The sequence below is a fragment of the Cysteiniphilum litorale genome (assembly GCF_003428165.1).
Taxonomy (GTDB): Bacteria; Pseudomonadota; Gammaproteobacteria; order Francisellales; family Francisellaceae; genus Caedibacter; species Caedibacter litoralis.
Map to the genome: position 1 here is coordinate 15736 of NZ_QLIQ01000016.1, position 19602 is coordinate 35337.

Sequence of the window (19602 nt, forward strand, 5' to 3'; positions counted from 1 at the left end):
AGCTATACACCATAATAATTTCGTTGTTTAACATGACGCACCATGACTTGGAAAAACTGCGGGTCTTTTTTGGTCATCAATACGGCAACAGTATGCATAATAATAAAGATAGGAATGCCATACCAAGACTGCATACCAAGAACAATAGCCGCTCCCAAAGTACCATTTAAAATAAAAAACTGTCTGGGCACACCTGCCGTTAAAAGCGGTGTTGTTAGAGAGTTGTGTATCTTTATCACAAATCCAGGCACTGCCATTGTTACGCATCCTTTTTTAGTTGTTGAGTTTTGTATTTTTTAGCTATTAAAAAATATTAGAAAATCAACCCTGATCCACGGTTAAATAATCCAGAAATCAAGCTGGCTGCAGTAAAGGCAATTGCAAGCCCCATCACCACTTGAAATAGACGTCTAACACCACTACCACCTTCACCAAAGGCGATACCCAAGCCTGCAATTACGATACAGATCACACCTGCCATTTGCGCAATCGGCCCTGAAATTACATCCATAATCTGTTGTAAAGGTCCTGTCATCGCCGAAAATGCATTATTCTGCGTATCGGTTGCAAAACTCACTGCCACAGTTAACGGCAACATTGATAATGCAAATAGTGCACGCTTTAAAAACTCAAGATAATGCTTCATTCTTTATTTCTCCTTTTAAAAGGGTTCCTGACTAAATGTTTAAGGTTATATTAGTCAAATATATTGGCAAATCAAGAATTGGATGCTGCAAAATAGGATAAATATCTGATTAAGTAATGTTAGAAACACGCCCATAAATGACGGTTAAAGATATTATTAAAACATTAAATGTATATTATTTTCTCTTAAGACTTTTGCCTGCGTCCCCAAAAGATAAGCATCAAGCAGCATCTTTTGTGCAGAAAGCGTGACATCGTAATCATCAGACTGGATATACAACTCGACACTTTTAAGTTCCGCCTCATTAGATGATGCCACTAACTCTGTAAGCAGGGTCTGCACTGTTGCTATTTGTTGTTGTGAAAAAGACAATTTCAATGACTTAATATTTTTATCAACATACTTAGCAATCGGTTCAATTGATAACGCATTAATTCGTAGCTGATCATTGTAGGCATCGATACTTGCCTCACCTTCAACAATCACTGTTTCATCAACAGAGATCAAATGCTTAACCGCGTCATATAATTCACTAAAGATCACCAACTCTAGGCGCTCACAACCATCATCAATCTGCAAAACCCCCATTAGTTTTCCTGACTTCGTTTTACGCTGCGCCATCGCGACGACAACACCCGCAAGCAAAATCGACTCTTTACGCGTTGTTGCAGTAATACGACTTAATGATTGCACTTTAAAGTGGTTAAGCCACATTCTATCTTCATCGATAATATGCCCTGATAAGAACATGCCCAATACCGATTTTTCAAAAATCAACTTATCCTTAGTACTCCAGCTTGGCACATTGATATGTGATATGTCACGCGCTGTGTCATTTGAGGACTCAGGTTCACTAAAGCCGAATAAATCAAGCTGCCCGCTATTTTGCATCTGGCTTTTTTGTTCAGCTGCCTTCATAGCATCTTCAATCGTTGCCACAAGCGTTTGCCTGTTTTTGGCAAAACCATCCATTGCACCTGCGTAAATAAGTGCCTCACAGACACGTTTATTGGCTTTACGCGTATCAACACGCGCACAGAAATCATATAAATCCTTAAATACCCCATTTTGCTGGCGCTCCGCCAAAATCCCTTCAATTGCTGCAAGACCAACGCCTTTGATCGCACCAAGACCATAGACAAGCTCCGTCTGTTGATTGACGGTAAAGTAATAATCACTGACATTGATATGTGGCAAAATGAGCTTTAATTGCATCTTTTGGCATTCTGAAATGAAGTTCACCACCTTATCCGTGTTATCCATATCCGACGATAATACCGCTGCCATAAAGGCTTCTGGATAGTGCGCCTTTAAAAAGGCAGTTTGATAAGATACCAAAGCATATGCCGCAGAATGTGATTTATTAAAGCCATATTTTGCAAACTCTTCCATCAAATCGAAAATTGAACTTGCAAGCTTGGCGTCAATGCCATTTTCAGCCGCCCCTTTTTCAAAGGTCTCACGCTGCTTTGCCATCTCTTCAGGGATTTTTTTACCCATCGCCCTGCGCAATAAATCTGCACCTCCTAGCGAGTAATTCGCTAGAATCTGCGCAATCTGCATCACTTGCTCTTGATATAAAATCGTCCCATAGGTTTCTTCCAATACATCTTTCAAATCAGGATGCGGATAGCTTACTTCTTGTCTGCCGTGCTTACGATTAACAAAGTCATCTACCATGCCCGAGCCTAAAGGTCCAGGGCGATACAACGCCACCAAAGCGATAATATCTTCAAAGCAATCCGGTCTTAGGCGTTTGATCAACTCCTTCATACCGCGTGACTCCAGCTGAAAGACACCGGTTGTCTCGCCATTTTGCAAGAGCTGAAAGGTTTTTTTATCGGTCATTGGAATCAGCGCGATATCAAGTGCAGACTCATTTTGTAAGTGTCTTTGTTTATTAACAATTTTTAAAGCATTATCAATGATGGTTAAATTTCTTAAACCCAAAAAGTCAAACTTAACCAAGCCAACTTCTTCAACGTCTTTTTTATCAAACTGTGTGACCAGTTGCTTGGTACCTTCTTCACAATAAACCGGAGAAAAATCCGTGACTTTTGAGGGTGATATTACAACCCCTGCAGCATGCTTTCCAACACTGCGCGTCAAACCCTCAAGCTTTAGCGCAATCTTAATAATCTCACTTGCTGTTTCATCTTGTTGGCATAAATCATGCAGTGGCGTTTCAGGTGCACAAGCCTCTTTAAGCTTAATCCCAAGATCATTGGGAATTAACTTGGCAATCCTATCAACAAAACCATAAGGCTGCCCAAGCACACGCCCAACATCACGCACTACGGCTTTGGCTGCCATCGATCCATAGGTAATGATTTGTGAGACGCTCTCACTACCATATTTTTGCGCAACATACTCAATCACGCGATCACGACCATCCATACAAAAATCAATATCAAAATCGGGCATAGATACCCTCTCAGGATTTAGAAAGCGCTCAAATAGCAAACCATAAGGAATCGGATCAATATCGGTAATCTTAAGCGCATAAGCAACTAACGATCCCGCACCTGAACCTCGCCCTGGACCTACAGGAATATCATGATCTTTTGACCATTGAATAAAATCTGCAACGATTAGAAAATACCCTGGGAACCCCATCTGACAAATTACATCAATTTCAACTTGCAAGCGTGCTTTATAACTTTCGATAATGGCGGCTCTATCTTCATCTTGTTTGCCCATTAGGACAAAATCAAAGCGCTCATCCAGACCTTTAAAAGACACTTCAGCAAAATATTCCGCTTCAGTCATACCTTGTGGGATATCAAAACGTGGTAACACCGCATCACCCAAATTAAATGTGACATTGGCATTTTGTGCGATATATACACTATTACTTAAACTTTGCGGGATATCCGCAAATAGCTCGCACATCTCATCGGCTGAGCGCAAGTATTGCTTAGGCGTGTATTGACTTTTACGCGCTTGATCTAACAAGGTATAACCTTGGTAAATACCGACACGCACCTCGTGATCCGAGTACTCATCTTCATTTAAAAAACGCACATCATTGGTTGCTACCACCGCCACTTGATGATCCTGCGCTAAAGCAACTGCCTTTTGAATATAATCCTCTTCACCGTCATAACCAATGCGCTGAAGCTCGATAAAGAAGTTTTCTTTTGGAATAATTTTAAGGTATGCCTCTAAAACACTTTCTGCTTCAGCATCTTTTTGCGCTAAATAACTCTGCGCAATTTCACCTTTAACGCCACCGCTTAATACAAAAACATGTGTGAAATCAAAGCTTGCTAATGTGCTTTTTGGCAACACCGGAATGCCATTGACTCTATTGGCATAAAGATAAGCATGTGAAATCAAATCAACAATGACTTGATAGCCTTGATTATCTTTAGCAATTAACGTTAACGGATAATGCGCACCATCAACCTCAATCCATATTTCACTGCCAAATATCGGCTTAACACCACTGGCAAGTGCCTCCTTATAAAACTTCACTGCGGCAAACATATTGCACATATCGGTTAACGCAACCGCTGCTAATTCGCGCTTAACACATTCCTCAAGCAATGGCTTAATGCGGATAATGCTATCCATCAACGAGTACTCGCTGTGCAGTTTCAAATGAACATAACGTGCCGACATAATCTTACTCTCTACTGATTTTCAAATACACTACCAATGGTATCAAATTTAACAGGGACAGGCTTATCTTTAAGCGCTTTAATTTTTGACGCATAAGCTGGCATGACTAACCGCTGCCAATTATCATTAAAAAATGTTAATTCTTTGTACCTAGATAATACTTCGTCAATATAATGCATCACACGTGGCAAATAACACAGGTAATTTTTACGTTTGTTTTGAATGTCTTGCCGCGTGAAAATCCCCAAACATTTTAAGTGTCGCTGCAGCCCCATAAGATCAAACCAGTATCTAAACTTATCCAAGGTGATTTCTTGATTTAATAAGCCTTGCGCTTGCGCCCTGTGATAACATGAGCTTACACCTTGATCGATAATCGACTTTGGCAGGGTTAAATAACAATCTTTTAATACCGATACCAAATCATAGGTAATTGGACCATTCACTGCATCTTGAAAATCAATTAACCCTAATGTTTGATTCGGCAAACACATCATGTTTTTACTATGGAAATCTCTAAACACAAACACATTGGGCTGCTCAAGTGCGTTAACAACAAGAAGCGACTGCAATTGATGATAAGGCGCCTCCAATAGATGCAAGGTCTCTGCATCAAGTCCCAACCATTGCCAAAACCAAAGCTTCATCACATCAAGTTCAGAGGCAAATTTTGTTTTTTCATAATTAGGGAAAAGCGCTTTATCAATCTGCCAAAACTTTGGAATCAACGCCAACACCTGTTCATATTGCTTAATATTTTTTTCAGCATGCACCGCATGATAAAGTTGAGTATCGCCAAAATCATCTAATAATAAAAAACCACTTTCTTGATCATAGGCATAGCATTCTGGCGTCTGTAAATTAAAGTAATGCAAAAGGCGCGTAACCCTAAAAAACACATCAGGTTTCTCTCGATCCAATGGCGCATCCATCACAACATAACTTTTATTGTCAAGATTAACGCGATAATACTGACGGAAACTGGCATCACCAACAATTGGCACCAAGGTAGGCTCCGTGTTGGGGAACAGCGTTTTTAGCCATTCGATAATTTGCAAAAACCTAGATTGCACGACTTTTTCCTAGAAATCTAACAACAACGCGATAGAATAGCAGTAGTTTTGGTTTGATGAAACCTAGAATTCCTAGCAAACAGGCAAAAGGATATTTTTTATTCAATGAACAAATTAATGAATTTACACCGAAAAATTTTGCCTTTGGCAATGCTTTGCGCCATTCCAGGCATTGGTCTTAGCAAGATTACCATTGAAAATCCTTTGCAAAAATCTTGGCAATGCAGTGCCAACGGTGACACATGGCAATGTGTTGAGATTAACAGTAATAATGCGGACTTATTTAAAAAAGGCGTGTTACCCAAAGAGAAAAAACAAATTATCGCTGATGCCTTAGGCTGGGTACCAACCAACGATCCTAATAACATTTGCGGTGGTTACTATTATCAAGTACCGATTAACAAGAACCCTTCAAATGAAGCCAAAATCAATGCTCAGCAATATCAATATGCCAGAAGCGGCACGATTACTGCCGAAGGCGCAGTTGAAGTAAACAAAGGCAATCAATATCTTGCTGCTGACAAAGCGGTTTTAAAACAAAACAAAGACAAAAAGATTGATCAGATTGATTTAACTGGCAATGTTAACTTAAGCCAACCAGGGCAACTAGCAATTGGTTCACAGGGGCAAGCCAATATTAGCAATAACACTGCAACACTTGATGACACCTACTATCTAATTCGCGTACGCCAAAAACCTGGTGGATCAATGGCGAATTTAACCTCTGACGAAATTGATAATAAAGCGAGTAATTTCACGGGCTATGCGCATGGTCATGCCAACCAAATTATTCAAAAAAGCAAAACAGATTACACGCTAAAAAAAGCAACCTATGCCACAGATAGTCCCTACGGCAATGACTGGATGATGAGTGCGACAACGATTGACCTTGATCGAGAATCAGGTCTTGGCACTGCTTACAACACCCTGTTCTATGTCAAGGATGTACCTATTTTATATTGGCCATATATGACTTTCCCGATTGACAATCGTCGACGCACTGGCTTCTTGTATCCCACAGCGGGCTACAATAGCAACTCCGGCTATTATTTATCGACTCCTTTTTATTGGAATATGGCACCCAACTATGATTTGCTATTAACACCAACCATTTATAATCACCGCGGAATCCTACTAGATGGAAACTTCCGCTATCTAACTGAAACGCAAAGCGGCAATCTTGATGTGCAATATATGCCACATGACAGACGTGATAACACTGATCGCAAGGCACTTTCTTTTACTGATAATGGTCAATATGGCAGAAACTGGTCAAGCTACATCAATTATCAATATATTGGTGACAAAGACTTCTACAACGACTTTGATAGTGACAACATTGGTCTTTCAACACAGACCTTACTTGATCGCCAAGCGTCTGTCAGTTACAACGATCCTCACTGGACCTTTAACACCACGGTGCAGTCCTATGACGTCATTGATGATACGATGTTTCTGGCAAACCGCCCTTATTCAACCTTGCCGCAAATCAATGCCAATGCTGCATACCCCGGACTCTTGCCGCACATGGACTTTAATTGGGATAACCAGTTCATCTACTTTGCAAAACCTGGATTAAACGGTGTATCGCAAGTTGAAGGTCAACGTTATTATAGCGCACCAAAAGTAAGCTTCCCTTTCCAGAAAAGCTGGGGCTTTTTTACACCATCACTGACGCTCTCTGAAACAGCATATACCTTGCAAAATAGAAGCGCTGCAAGCACAACTGGTTTCAGTCAAAACCAATACCCTGAGCAAAATATCATTAGAAGTTTACCCATTATCAACATTGATACTGGTTTATACTTTGAGCGAAAGTTTAGTTTCAATAATCATAATTACACGCAAACACTAGAACCACGGCTATTCTACACGTATATCCCGTATCAAAACCAAAGCAATATTCCGCTGTTTGATACCTCATTGAGTAATTTTAGTTACGCATCTTTATTCCAGACCAATGTCTTTACGGGAATTGACCGCATTAATAATGCCAATCAAGTTTCTTACGCACTGGAAACTTCAGTCAATGATCAAGATACAGGCATGAGCATATTAAGTGCCGGTATTGGTCAGATTCTTTATTTTGCTGATCGCAAAGTATCGTTATGCTCTGGCACAAACGCTGATTGCGCTAACTCGTACGTACCTTTCCATGACAGTACCACATCAGATGTTGCCGCATTTTTTAATTATCGCTTTTTGCCACATTGGCAATTAATGACCTCCGGTACTTACAACCCAATCAACAACAATGTCGACTCACAGACTTATCAAGTCCAATACATGCCTGATAATAACCACATCTTTAATGTGGCATATCAAAATATTAAAAATAACTACGCAGCTTTAACACCTGCGCAAATTCAAGCAGGCACTTTACCCGACCCATTATCACAAGTGACGGTTTCTAGTATTTGGCGCTTAACACCACATTGGTCAGTCACCGGTCTTTGGAGTTACGCGTTTAACTCAAGACACACGACCAATATGTTTGCCGGCATTCAATACGATGCTTGCAGTTGGGCGGTTCGTTTCTTAGCACAACGTTATGTTAACTCCTCGAGTGATCCAAATAATCCAACCAACATTACAGGACCACTGACCAATGCCTTTATTATTCAGTTTGAATTAAAAGGCTTAGGCGGTAGTAGTGAAAGCTCGCTTGATGAGCGTCTGACCATGATCCCAGGCTACACACCAAATGGTGGGTTTAACTAACGCTGAGAAAGACTATTCAACACTTGGCTATGGGTATATAATGCTTGGCATTACTAAGCTTTAGTTGACTTTTTCATGCACTTACGCACTAAATTTATAACGCTTACTAGCACTCTTATTCTCAGTTCTTTGGCATTTGCTGATACGCCTCCTGCCCTATTGCAAAAACCGGGCGTCACACATGCGCAAAACACCACCATCAAAGGTAAACATTTAATCAATGAGATTGTTGCCATCGTCAATGATCAGGCGATTACCTTAGATCAATTAAATATCGAAGTTGCTAAAACCAAAGCACAATTAGATAGCAATCCTAATGCACAAATACCGGATAATCTCACCTTGCAACGCCAAGTCTTGCAACAACTGATTAACCAGACCATTGCACTACAAATGGCAAAGCGCCAAGGCATTAGCGTCACTGACGATGAAGTTAATAACTCAATTACCGAAGTAACGGCGCAAAACGGAATTACGTTAGCACAGCTCAAACAAAAGCTTAAAGCATCAAATCTTGACTACAGCACCTATTATCAAACGGTCAAAGATCAGCTTATCATTAACAAACTGCAACAACGTGCCGTTGCGGGCAAGGTTTATATCTCACCAACAGAAGTTGATAAGTACATCAAAAAGCATTTTAGTGATAATCAAACTGAATATTTAGTTAACAATATCGTCTTATCTCTACCTGATAACCCAACGACTGAAGATCAACAAAAAGTTATAGCGCAGGCGAAAGAGATTATTCGATCAATCAAAGATAAAAAAACCACCTTTGCCGATGCTGCTAAGAAATATTCACAAGCAGGCAATGCAAGTAGCGGTGGCTCACTTGACTGGAAAACACTTAATAAACTACCAAGCATCTATCAAAACGAAGTTGAAGCACTGCAAAATGGACAAATCAGTGCACCATTTATTGCTAATGGTAGCGTTCAAATTATTGAACTCGCCGACAGTAAAACACCGGAAAGTGCCAAACACTTTGTTGAACAATATCACGTTCAACAAATCGTGATCAACACCTCTCCAGTTGTTACCGACAATGATGCAAAAGCTAAATTAATGCGCATTTTAACCGCACTTGACAACCATCAATCATTTAGTGACCTTGCCAAGGCAAACTCTGATGCGCTTGATAATGCCGATAGTGGTGGCGACATGGGCTGGATTAGCTTAAATGCTCAACCACCAGCATTAGCACAAGCGATTAAAGCCGCTAAACTAAAGAAAGTAAGCGCGCCTTTTAAGGTAAACAATGGCTGGCAAATCATTGAGGTACTCGCAAAACGCAAACAAGATGACACTGCGAATTATCAAAAAGAACAAGCGATGATGGCTTTATTTAATGAAAATGCGCAGCAAGCCTTAAAAACGTGGATGTTATCATTACGTGATAGCGCGTATGTTGAAATCGTTGATCAAAATTTAAATTTGCCTGAGGCATAAAAACACAAGAGACATTAAATGCATAAAGCCAAAAAGTCTTTAGGGCAAAATTTTTTACAGGATGAAAGTATTATTGCCAATATCGTTCACCAATCTGGGATAAAGGCAGATGACGATGTTATCGAAATTGGCCCTGGTCTTGGCGCATTAACACGCCATATTCTTCAAATCACCAAAGCTATCCAAGTTATCGAATTTGATGAAGATGTGATCCTGCCATTGAAAGCTGCTTGTGCGGTGTATGGTAAGCTTAATATTTGCCAACAAGATGTATTAACCGTTAACTTTAATGACTTTTATCATGGCACAAAAATAAAGCTCATTGGTAACTTACCCTATAATATTTCCTCACCTATTCTTTTTCATTTAATCGAATATGCAGCGCTTTTCAAAGATATGCATTTTATGCTGCAAAAAGAAGTGGTTGATCGTGTTGCTGCTGCGCCATCGGAGAAAAACTATGGTCGCTTAAGCGTCATGCTGCAATACCACTTCAAATGTGAAGCATTATTCACTGTTCCAGCCACTGCATTTAAGCCCGCACCAAAAGTCGAATCGCGTATTTTACGCTTAACGCCTTATAATGAATTACCATTTATTGCCAATGACTATACGCTTTTTGCCAAAGTTGTTAAACAAGCTTTCCAGATGCGTCGCAAGACTTTGCGTAACAACCTCAAGGCACTTGTGCCTGCGAGCGAACTAGATAATTTACCCGTTGATTTGAGGCTTCGCCCAGAGAATCTAAGCGTTGCCGATTTTGTCAAATTAAGCAATCACATCGGAGCACTGTAAATGGCAAGTTATGTGATTGGTGATGTTCAAGGGTGCTATGCTGAATTAATGCAATTAATTGATAAGATTCAATTTAACCCTGACAGTGATAAATTGATCTTTACCGGTGATCTTGTTAATCGCGGACCGCAATCGCTTGAAGTATTGCGTTTTGTTAAATCTTTAGGCAAGTCTGCCAAAGTGGTTTTAGGCAATCACGATTTATATCTTCTTGCCATTGCCTATGGCTATTTACCGACTGCTAAGAAAGACACACTTAACCCCATTTTAGAAGCTGAAGATAAAAACGAATTAATCCAATGGTTGCGGCAACAGCTCTTTCTATATAGTCACAAAAAACACCTTATCACTCATGCGGGCATCCCACCAATTTGGTCACTTAAAAAAGCCAAACGTTTGGGGTTAGAGCTTGAGTTTGTACTGCAAACCGATATGTGCTTTCAGCTTTTTATGAGCAACTTATTTGGTAATGAGCCCGATCTTTGGCAAGATAATTTAGAAGCTGTTAATCGTTGGCGCTGCATTGCTAATTATTTCACACGCATGCGCTTATGTGATCAAAATGGTCGCTTGGATTTTTCTTTCAAAGGTGAGCTTAATAATAAACCTGACCACCTTGATGCATGGTTTAACATTCCTAATGCCAAAATTGACGCAAAATATACACTTGTTTTTGGACATTGGGCAGCATTAAATGGTGTTAGCAACAACCCACGCTGTATCGCAATTGACACGGGTTGCGTTTGGGGTGGCAAGCTAAGTGCTTACTGTATTGATACACAAGAGATTCATCAGGTCGATGCAATTAATTTAATTAAGGAGATCGAATAAATGGCAAAAATACTAGTTATTCATGGACCTAATTTAAACTTACTAGGTCAACGCGAAACGGATATTTACGGCACTGCAACATTAGACAATGTAAATAACAAGCTTATCGAGCTTGCCGAGTCAAAAAAAATGCATTGCAGCTGCTTTCAGTCAAACCATGAAGGCGCGATTGTTGATCAATTGCAGCAAGCTCAAGGTAATTATGACTTTATTATTATTAATCCAGCAGCTTATACACATACCAGTGTTGCCATCCGTGATGCACTTCTTGCCATCAATATCCCTTTTATTGAAACACACTTATCAAACCCTGATAAACGCGAGCTTTTCCGCCACCATTCATACCTTTCTGACATTGCTTACGGCATCGTTTCAGGCATGGGTGCTAAAAGCTATGAACTGGCAATGCATGCGGCGATTGATTACTGTCAACATAACTGTATATGACGGTTTACTAAATAATAATTAGATATAACCCACACCTAAAAAGCGAAAACAACACGTGACATTTTGATCGTTTGCCGCAACAATGTCTGGTTGGAATGAGTTAAACAATAGTTAAATCTAAACAAAGGTTAATTAAAACAGATGGATATTCAAAAGATTGAACAACTGATCGCATTGATTGAAAAGTCAAATGTTAACGAAATTGAAATCAAAGAAGGCGAAACTTCCATTCGCATTACCGGTAGTCATCCGCAGCCGGTGCATGCTTTAGCGCCACAACAATTTATTCATCACGCCCCTGCTGCTATGCCACAACAGCCTGTTGCTGCTGAACCACAAGCGCAACATGCAGCACCTGCAGCAAAGCCTGCTGATAGCCTACCACAAGGCAAACAAGTTAAGTCGCCGATGGTTGGTACTTTCTATCAATCACCTTCACCAGGTGCGGCCTCTTTCGTTACCGAAGGTCAAGCCGTTAAAGCAGGTGATACCTTATGTATTATTGAAGCAATGAAGATTATGAATCAAATCGAAGCTGATCACTCTGGTACCGTACTTAAAATTCTTGTGGAAGATGGTTCACCCGTTGAATACGATCAACCACTTTTCATCATTGGCTAGGCCAATTCTTATTGTATAGATATAAAAACAGTTTTTGACAGGCTTGATATGATTAAAAAACTCTTAATTGCAAATCGCGGTGAAATTGCGCTTAGAATCCTTCGCGCATGCCGTGAATTAGGCATTAAAACCGTCGCCGTTCACTCGACAGTTGATCGCGATTTGATGCACGTGAAACTCGCGGATGAAACTATTTGTATTGGTCCTGCGAGCCCTACAAACAGCTATTTGCACATTCCTGCAATTATTGCTGCCGCTGAAGTCTCTGGCGCTGATGCGATTCACCCAGGTTATGGCTTTTTATCCGAAAACGCTGACTTTGCCGATGCCGTTGAATCTAGTGGTTTTATCTTTGTTGGTCCACGTGCGGAAAGCATTCGTGTGATGGGCGACAAAGTTGCCGCAATTAAAGCGATGAAAGAAGCAGGTGTGCCATGTGTACCTGGCTCTAATGGCCCAATCAGCAAAGATCCACAAAAAAATCTAGCGATGGCTGATAGCATTGGTTATCCGATCATGATCAAAGCCGCTGGTGGCGGTGGCGGTCGTGGCATGCGTGTTGTGCGTAAAAAAGAAGACTTGCTGAAGTTTATCGAAATGACACAAGCTGAAGCGAAAATGGCATTTAATAATGACATGGTTTACATGGAAAAATTCCTTGAAAACCCGCGTCATATTGAAATTCAAGTCTTTGGTGATGGTGAAGGCAATGCCATTCATTTATTTGAACGCGATTGTTCAACACAACGTCGTCATCAAAAAGTCATTGAAGAGGCGCCTGCTGTCGGTCTTACTGACGAGCAACGTGCTGAGATCGGCAAACGCTGTGTCGATGCTTGTAAGATGCTTAAATACCGTGGCGCTGGAACTTTTGAGTTCTTATACGAAAATGGTGAATTCTACTTTATTGAGATGAATACGCGTATTCAGGTTGAGCACCCAGTGACTGAATCGATCACCAATATCGATTTAATCAAAGAGCAAATCCGCATTGCCTCTGGTGGTTCACTGACATTTAAACAAGAAGATATTAAGATCACAGGACACGCAATTGAATGTCGTATTAATGCGGAAGACCCTGAGAAGATGATGCCTTGTCCTGGCAAGATTGATATCTATCACGCACCAGGTGGTCCTGGTGTGCGTGTTGATTCACACATATATTCTCAATACTTCGTGCCACCTAATTATGACTCGATGATTGCTAAAGTAATCGTCCATGCTCGCACACGTGATATCGCTATTCAACGTATGCAAAGCGCGCTTGAGGAGATGATTATCAGCGGCATTAAAACCAATATTCCATTGCATCATAAAATTCTTGCTGAGCGCGACTTCCAAAATGGTGGCACCAATATCCACTATCTTGAGAAAATGCTCGAGCGTGATAAAGCGTAACCCCATGCTGTGGAAAGAGCTATCCCTTACTTGTCTTAAAGCCAATCTTGAAGCATTAGAAGACTATCTTTTAGCACAAGGCGCTTGTTCTGTGACTTATCAAGACGCTAAAGATCAACCTATCCTTGAGCCAAAGCCCGATGAAAACCCTTTATGGGATGAAGTGGTTTTAGTTGCACTTTTTACTGAAGAATATCAGCTATCTGATATTGCCACATCACTTGATCAAAGTGCGTTAAAGCCCAACATTATTGGCGACATTCATACACGTGAGTTTGCTGATCAAGATTGGACACGCACATGGATGGATGATTTCAAACCGATGCAGTTTGGACGTCGCTTATGGATTTATCCAAGCTGGTGTACACCAGAGATCCACAGTGATGATCAGGTAAATATCCTCCTCGATCCAGGGCTTGCCTTTGGCACAGGCACACATCAAACAACTGCTTTGTGCCTTCAATGGCTTGAGCAGCATGTCACCGCCAAAGATCGTGTGATCGATTTGGGCTGTGGCTCTGGCATATTGGCAGTTGCTGCCAAGAAGCTAGGCGCGCATGACGTCATTGCCATTGACAATGATCCTCAAGCGATTTTAGCAACGCACGCTAATGCTGAGAAAAATGCTATTAATGCTAATTTCACTGCTTACCTACCAGATGAAGCACCTAAGTTAGTCAAAGCGGATATTTTAATTGCCAATATTCTTGCAGGCATCTTAATTGATCTTAAAGAAGTTATTGCTGATTTCATCAAACCGCATGGCAAGCTTGCTTTATCGGGTATTTTACAAGAGCAAGTGGATGATATTATCAAGGCATTCTCACCCTATTTCATATTAAATGAACCTACTTTCAAGGATGAATGGACACTAATTTCCGGCATCCGCAAGCCATAAAAAAGCATGAAAATAGGTCAATTTCACTCAGATAACATTTTATTCTTAGCACCAATGGCAGGGGTGACTGACTTGCCATTTCGTAAGCTGTGTAAAACGCATGGCGTAGGCTGGGTTGTATCAGAGATGGTCTGGTCACACAAGCATCTATATGAAACACCTAAAACACAGCGTCGTATTGATCACAACGATGAAGTCGCCCCCAAGATTATTCAAATCGCAGGTGGGGATCCTATCATGCTTGCTGAATCCGCTGTTTTAAATGTTGATAAAGGTGCCGATATTATCGATATCAATATGGGCTGTCCGGCTAAAAAAGTCTGCAATAAACTAGCAGGTTCTGCACTGATGCAAAATGAACAATTAGTCGATGAGATTCTCTGTACAGTTGTCAATGCTGTGAATGTCCCTGTGACCTTAAAGATCCGTACTGGCTGGAGCAAGGATAATAAAAATGCCTTAAAGATTGCGCAAATTGCAGAGAATGCAGGCATTCAAGCGCTTACCATTCATGGACGCACGCGCGATCAGAAATATACAGGTAATGCTGAGTATGATCTTATTGCTGAAATCAAACAACGCATTCATATACCCGTCATTGCTAATGGTGATATTACCACACCTGAAAAAGCCAAAGAGGTGCTTGCTTACACCCAAGCTGATGCTCTAATGATTGGCAGAGGCGCACATGGCAATCCTTGGCTATTTCAGCAAATCAATGATTTTTTGCAAACTGGTCGCTACCAGCCAGCACCTAACCTCACACAAAAATTAGATACCATCATTGAACATGTCAAAGCTATGCATAGCTTTTATGGTGATTACATGGGTGTGCGTTTTGCGCGCAAACACATTACTTGGTACTTTGAGCAAGTCACGGAGCTTGATCTGACTAAGGCACGTCAACATTTTAATAAACTAACAACGCCTGAAGCGCAGATTGATTTTTTAGCTTACACATTTTAACTACAATAAGTGAGGTTACGCAATTCATCTATTTCAACACCCCGCCTCGCAAGCTCGGCACCCCTCTTGCAAAGAGGGGAATATCAAATCGCCGTCGCCCAATTCCCCTCTTTGCAAGAGGGGTGGCAGCCGTAGGCTGACGGGGTGTTTATAAAATCATAGTCTCCGCCAAACAATAATCACATGCATTAGCTCAATTAAGTTATTTCCGATGGGGATAAAATCCGCTATTCTAACCTGCATATTTTATATTATGTACTCAACGTTAAAATGCTTATCAACTCTGATACAATTGCCGCAATTGCCACAGCCCCTGGAAAGGGTGGCGTGGGCATTATTCGCATTTCCGGCAAAGACGCCTATGCCATTGCGCATAAGATCACACAAACACCTCTTAAGGCGAGACACGCCCATTTTCTGCCATTTAAAGACGTCAATAATGAAACATTAGATCAAGGCATTGCATTGTATTTTAAAGCGCCACACTCCTATACGGGTGAGGATGTTGTTGAACTGCAAGCTCATGGTGGACCTGTAGTATTAAACCTTATCTTACAAACGGCTATTGAGCACGGTGCGCGCCTTGCTAACCCTGGCGAGTTTACCGAACGTGCTTACCTTAATGACAAAATTGACTTAGCTCAAGCTGAAGCGATTGCCGATATGATTGATGCGTCATCTGAGCAAGCTGCTAAATCAGCCATGCGTTCATTGCAAGGAGACTTCTCTCAACATATTGATACTTTAGTTGAATCGTTAATTCAGCTACGCATTCATGTTGAAGCGGCGATTGACTTTCCTGAAGAGGAAATCGACTTTTTGGCTGATGAACATATCAAAACGCAATTACTACACGTACAGCATAATGTTGATTCAGTACTGCATAACTCCAAACAAGGGGCATTATTACGCGAAGGCGTTGAGATCGTTATCGCTGGCAAGCCAAATGCGGGTAAATCAAGTTTATTAAATGCCTTAGCAGGCAAGGAAAGTGCGATTGTTACTGACATTGAGGGAACCACGCGTGATACCTTACGCGAATATATCCAAATCAATGGCATTCCTGTGCATATTATCGATACTGCAGGGCTTAGAGTCAGCAATGATGTGATTGAAACCGAAGGTGTAAGACGCGCGCTAGAGGCAATTAAAAAAGCGGATCATATTCTATTAGTCGCTGATATTAACGATACCAAAGATAAAAAAATCACCGATCTTGCCCCTGAGTTTTTCACGCATATTCCATCACATATCCCGATTACTTATATCTACAATAAAGTTGATCTAACTAATAACAACAATGAGAATCACGACAATCACCTATATATTTCTGCCAAGCATGATATTGGCATTAATAAATTACGCGATTATCTGCTTAAAGCCATTGGCTATGAGCAAACCACTGAAGGCGTTTTTACCGCAAGAAAACGTCATATTAATGCCTTAACTAAAGCACAGGATCACCTAGAGATGGCTTTTAGTCACCTGATGCATAAAGACGGTGAGCTATTAGCGGAAGAATTAAATCTTGCCCAAAAGCAGCTTTCATCGATTACTGGTGAGTTTAGCGCTGATGATCTATTAGGTGAGATATTTAGTAGCTTTTGTATTGGGAAATAAATTCACTGAGCTAACGCACTATCAAACATAGCTTTCAGCCTCTACTTCCTGCGCATTATCAATATGCACATCAATCCACAACATTCGTGAAAATGTCGTATATACATTACTCAACCAAACCTCTGCCTGTAACTCTTCTTTTTCGATCGTATCTTTGGCAATCTCTTTTGCCTTATTGTAACATGCAAATTTATCAAACAAATGGTTTTTAATGCACTGCTCCAACTGTAAACGTTTATCACTAAATGCCGTCTCGCCCTTAAGATAAGACACATAGCAGGCATCCTCCCCAACTTGTTGCAATAAATGCTGATAGTTTTCTTGCCCTTGCCCTATTCCCTCTTGCGGCAACCAATGAGTTTCCAAATCTAGTGGCACAACCGTCACATTACTCCAACGATTAGGCGCATTCTTATTTTTCTGCTCCATTTGAGTCATCTCAAAGCGATGATCTGAATTAGCTGTACTTTTTTCTTCTGGTAGCTTCAACAGACTATAGGCATCAAGACACATTAATTGCGCATCGTTAAAACTGCTTAAAATCGCAAGCTTGGCAACCCCGCGAAGTTTTGTCACATCCAAGATATCATTATGCGCCACACGCTGTTGCCATAGCGTTTGCTCAGCCAGCTCCCATGCATCTTCTTTGGCCTTACTCTGCAAATAGCTTTTTAAGGTTGTTGCATTGATATTGCCAATACACTCGCGCCAAAAAGCATCTAGCATCGTTTTGATTGGTGCATTTACAACTCTTAATTTTGCCAAAACAATAAAAGCCGCTAATGCTCTTATGCCCTCTTTAAAATCATGTTGTGAATTTAAACGCAGCGCACTTATCAATGGACGGACGATATTCCATTCATTTTCTTTTAAAAAGTTCAGGAGTAATGCATCTTGTGGTAAGAGCCCATCATACACAAAGTTTTCACTCACCTTTTTATGATTGATAAAAGCATAACCAAACATTAGATGATCATGAATTGTTTGCACAAACTGTGTTTTTGCTTCACGCGCATCAGGATCAATTGCTAGATATTGCTCAATTAGAAATTGTCGCTGCGCTTTTAAACTTTTGTTAACCTTGCTGGCACCACCAGTAAAAATATAACCAAAGTCGGCAATCAACGCTTCAAGCAATTTAGGCTTTGTTTTATTCGGCTTAGCATTTAATAGTGCTTGAATCGCTTCAAACAGTTGGTACTCAGCTGAATGCTGATAGGCTTGATGTCCCACATAACGAATGACTTCGGGCTTAAAGGTATCAATGGCATTTAATGGCTCACCCGTTGTATTTAAAGCCTGAAAAATATTATGTGAATAAGAATTTTTTGTCACACTAATTACCGTAAATGCACATCGGTATAAAATAAAATCCGTAAGATATAATAAAGCAGCCGCTTCTTTTAAAAGCGCATACTTCTCACCCTTAAGTGCTAAGCTATCATCAACGATTTGCACCAAATCAAAGCCCTGCAAATAGGCACGTAAATGGCTATCTTCCGAGTCAAATGCCAATATCATCTCGTCAGAGTGCACCGTCTCTTTGATTTCTGAATCGATACTTTTAAACAAATCTTTTAATGCGCCATTATAACCGCGATCTGTTGGGCGCAACTCAAATAAGTAAGAGGCGACATCTGAAGTATATGATGCCTTTGTTTGAGCAGTTGACCAGCAATCATCATACATCCGAATGATGCGCGGATAAAAACCATAAGGATTATCCTCAAAACTGCTCTCTGCCATGCGAATACGACACACTTCAACAGTCGCCCCAGTTGCTGTACCAATACAGGCACTCAGATCATTGTATATACCTACTATTTGTGCTTTATCAATCAGCTTATCATCATCAAGCTTCTCAAAGTAACGCTTATCTTCTTTAAGCTTTTTATTGATTTGATGCAAACGTTGATAAAGCCTTGCTGCCACTAAGGTGAAAGTTGTCAAACGCTGCTGACCATCAACAACAACAGAAACCTGTGATGGCATTGAGCGTGGATCACAGGGCTCAATATCCAAGTTGCCATTATTATCTTCAACCAACACAATCGCTCCAAAGAATACTAATGCGGATAAATCATCAGAGAACATTCCCTCTTTGATGCTATTAAATAAGTCATTCATATTCGTTTTTGCATCAGCATCCCAAGCATAAGGGCGTTGATAGCTTGGAATATAATAGCCATTTTTTTGCGCTAAAGTCATATAGACATTCTTAGGGGTTGAGGTGAATATACCATCAACATTGATTTTCATTCCTTCATAACGTGTCATTGACATCTCCTAATACTAAAATTTTGTACTGTTTCTATTTCAACACCCCGCCTCGCAAGCTTAAGCACCCCTCTTGTAAAGAGGGGAATTAGGCAAAAGGTGATGTGTTACATTCCCCTCTTTACAAGAGGGGTGGCAGTCGTAGGCTGACGGGGTGTTTTTAAAATCATCACTTTTTAAAAATGTCACCTCAATAATTAACATCATAATCAGATGATGCGACATATAATGTC

Annotated in this window: 15 protein-coding genes; 10 read left to right on the forward strand and 5 right to left on the reverse strand. The window is 40.6% G+C overall.

The window, feature by feature from the left end; translation table 11 throughout:
• Window positions 1-2: 2 nt before the first annotated feature.
• From DNJ75_RS07715 to DNJ75_RS07730, 4 genes are all read right to left on the reverse strand, one after another.
• Window positions 3-257 (reverse strand): VirB3 family type IV secretion system protein, encoded by a 255-nt coding sequence (locus DNJ75_RS07715; RefSeq protein ID WP_117002874.1) that lies wholly within the window; start codon window positions 255-257, stop codon window positions 3-5.
• Between the two features lie 56 nt (window positions 258-313).
• Entirely contained in the window at window positions 314-646 is a 333-nt protein-coding gene (locus DNJ75_RS07720; protein ID WP_117002875.1) for a TrbC/VirB2 family protein, read from the reverse strand.
• 156 nt (window positions 647-802) lie between these two features.
• On the reverse strand, window positions 803-4270 hold the full coding sequence (gene dnaE / locus DNJ75_RS07725) for a DNA polymerase III subunit alpha (protein WP_117002876.1): 3468 nt from the start codon (window positions 4268-4270) through the stop codon (window positions 803-805).
• A gap of 11 nt (window positions 4271-4281) precedes the next feature.
• Window positions 4282-5343: an aminoglycoside phosphotransferase family protein gene (locus DNJ75_RS07730; RefSeq protein ID WP_117002877.1), complete on the reverse strand. Its 1062-nt coding sequence runs from the start codon at window positions 5341-5343 to the stop codon at window positions 4282-4284.
• 117 nt (window positions 5344-5460) lie between these two features.
• Between DNJ75_RS07730 and DNJ75_RS07735 the strand changes: the two genes are divergently transcribed.
• The 10 genes from DNJ75_RS07735 (at window position 5461) to mnmE (ending at window position 17092) form a co-directional block, all read left to right on the forward strand.
• Complete coding sequence (locus DNJ75_RS07735; protein ID WP_170137205.1) at window positions 5461-8064, forward strand: LPS-assembly protein LptD; 2604 nt, start codon at window positions 5461-5463, stop codon at window positions 8062-8064.
• Window positions 8065-8139: 75 nt separating this feature from the next.
• The gene (locus DNJ75_RS07740) at window positions 8140-9516 is read left to right on the forward strand and encodes a peptidylprolyl isomerase (RefSeq protein WP_117002879.1); all 1377 of its coding nucleotides are present in this window, start codon (window positions 8140-8142) and stop codon (window positions 9514-9516) included.
• Between the two features lie 18 nt (window positions 9517-9534).
• Window positions 9535-10311 (forward strand): 16S rRNA (adenine(1518)-N(6)/adenine(1519)-N(6))-dimethyltransferase RsmA, encoded by a 777-nt coding sequence (gene rsmA, locus DNJ75_RS07745; RefSeq protein ID WP_117002880.1) that lies wholly within the window; start codon window positions 9535-9537, stop codon window positions 10309-10311.
• Entirely contained in the window at window positions 10312-11142 is an 831-nt protein-coding gene (locus tag DNJ75_RS07750) for a symmetrical bis(5'-nucleosyl)-tetraphosphatase (protein ID WP_117002881.1), read from the forward strand.
• Window positions 11143-11589, forward strand: coding sequence for a type II 3-dehydroquinate dehydratase (gene aroQ, locus DNJ75_RS07755; RefSeq protein ID WP_117002882.1), 447 nt, complete (start codon window positions 11143-11145; stop codon window positions 11587-11589).
• 141 nt (window positions 11590-11730) lie between these two features.
• Window positions 11731-12210, forward strand: a complete 480-nt coding sequence (gene accB, locus DNJ75_RS07760) for an acetyl-CoA carboxylase biotin carboxyl carrier protein (protein WP_117002883.1) — start codon at window positions 11731-11733, stop codon at window positions 12208-12210.
• 48 nt (window positions 12211-12258) lie between these two features.
• Complete coding sequence (gene accC, locus DNJ75_RS07765) at window positions 12259-13608, forward strand: acetyl-CoA carboxylase biotin carboxylase subunit (RefSeq protein ID WP_117002884.1); 1350 nt, start codon at window positions 12259-12261, stop codon at window positions 13606-13608.
• A 4-nt stretch (window positions 13609-13612) separates the two neighbouring features.
• Complete coding sequence (prmA, locus tag DNJ75_RS07770) at window positions 13613-14506, forward strand: 50S ribosomal protein L11 methyltransferase (protein ID WP_117002885.1); 894 nt, start codon at window positions 13613-13615, stop codon at window positions 14504-14506.
• Window positions 14507-14512: 6 nt separating this feature from the next.
• Window positions 14513-15472 carry a tRNA dihydrouridine synthase DusB gene (gene dusB, locus DNJ75_RS07775; RefSeq protein ID WP_117002886.1) on the forward strand — a complete coding sequence of 320 codons (960 nt, stop codon included), beginning with the start codon at window positions 14513-14515 and terminating at the stop codon, window positions 15470-15472.
• 270 nt (window positions 15473-15742) lie between these two features.
• On the forward strand, window positions 15743-17092 hold the full coding sequence (gene mnmE, locus DNJ75_RS07780; RefSeq protein ID WP_117002887.1) for a tRNA uridine-5-carboxymethylaminomethyl(34) synthesis GTPase MnmE: 1350 nt from the start codon (window positions 15743-15745) through the stop codon (window positions 17090-17092).
• A 21-nt stretch (window positions 17093-17113) separates the two neighbouring features.
• Here mnmE and DNJ75_RS07785 read toward each other — a convergent pair whose 3' ends face one another.
• Window positions 17114-19369, reverse strand: coding sequence for a DUF262 domain-containing protein (locus tag DNJ75_RS07785; protein WP_157968263.1), 2256 nt, complete (start codon window positions 19367-19369; stop codon window positions 17114-17116).
• Window positions 19370-19602 lie beyond the last annotated feature (233 nt).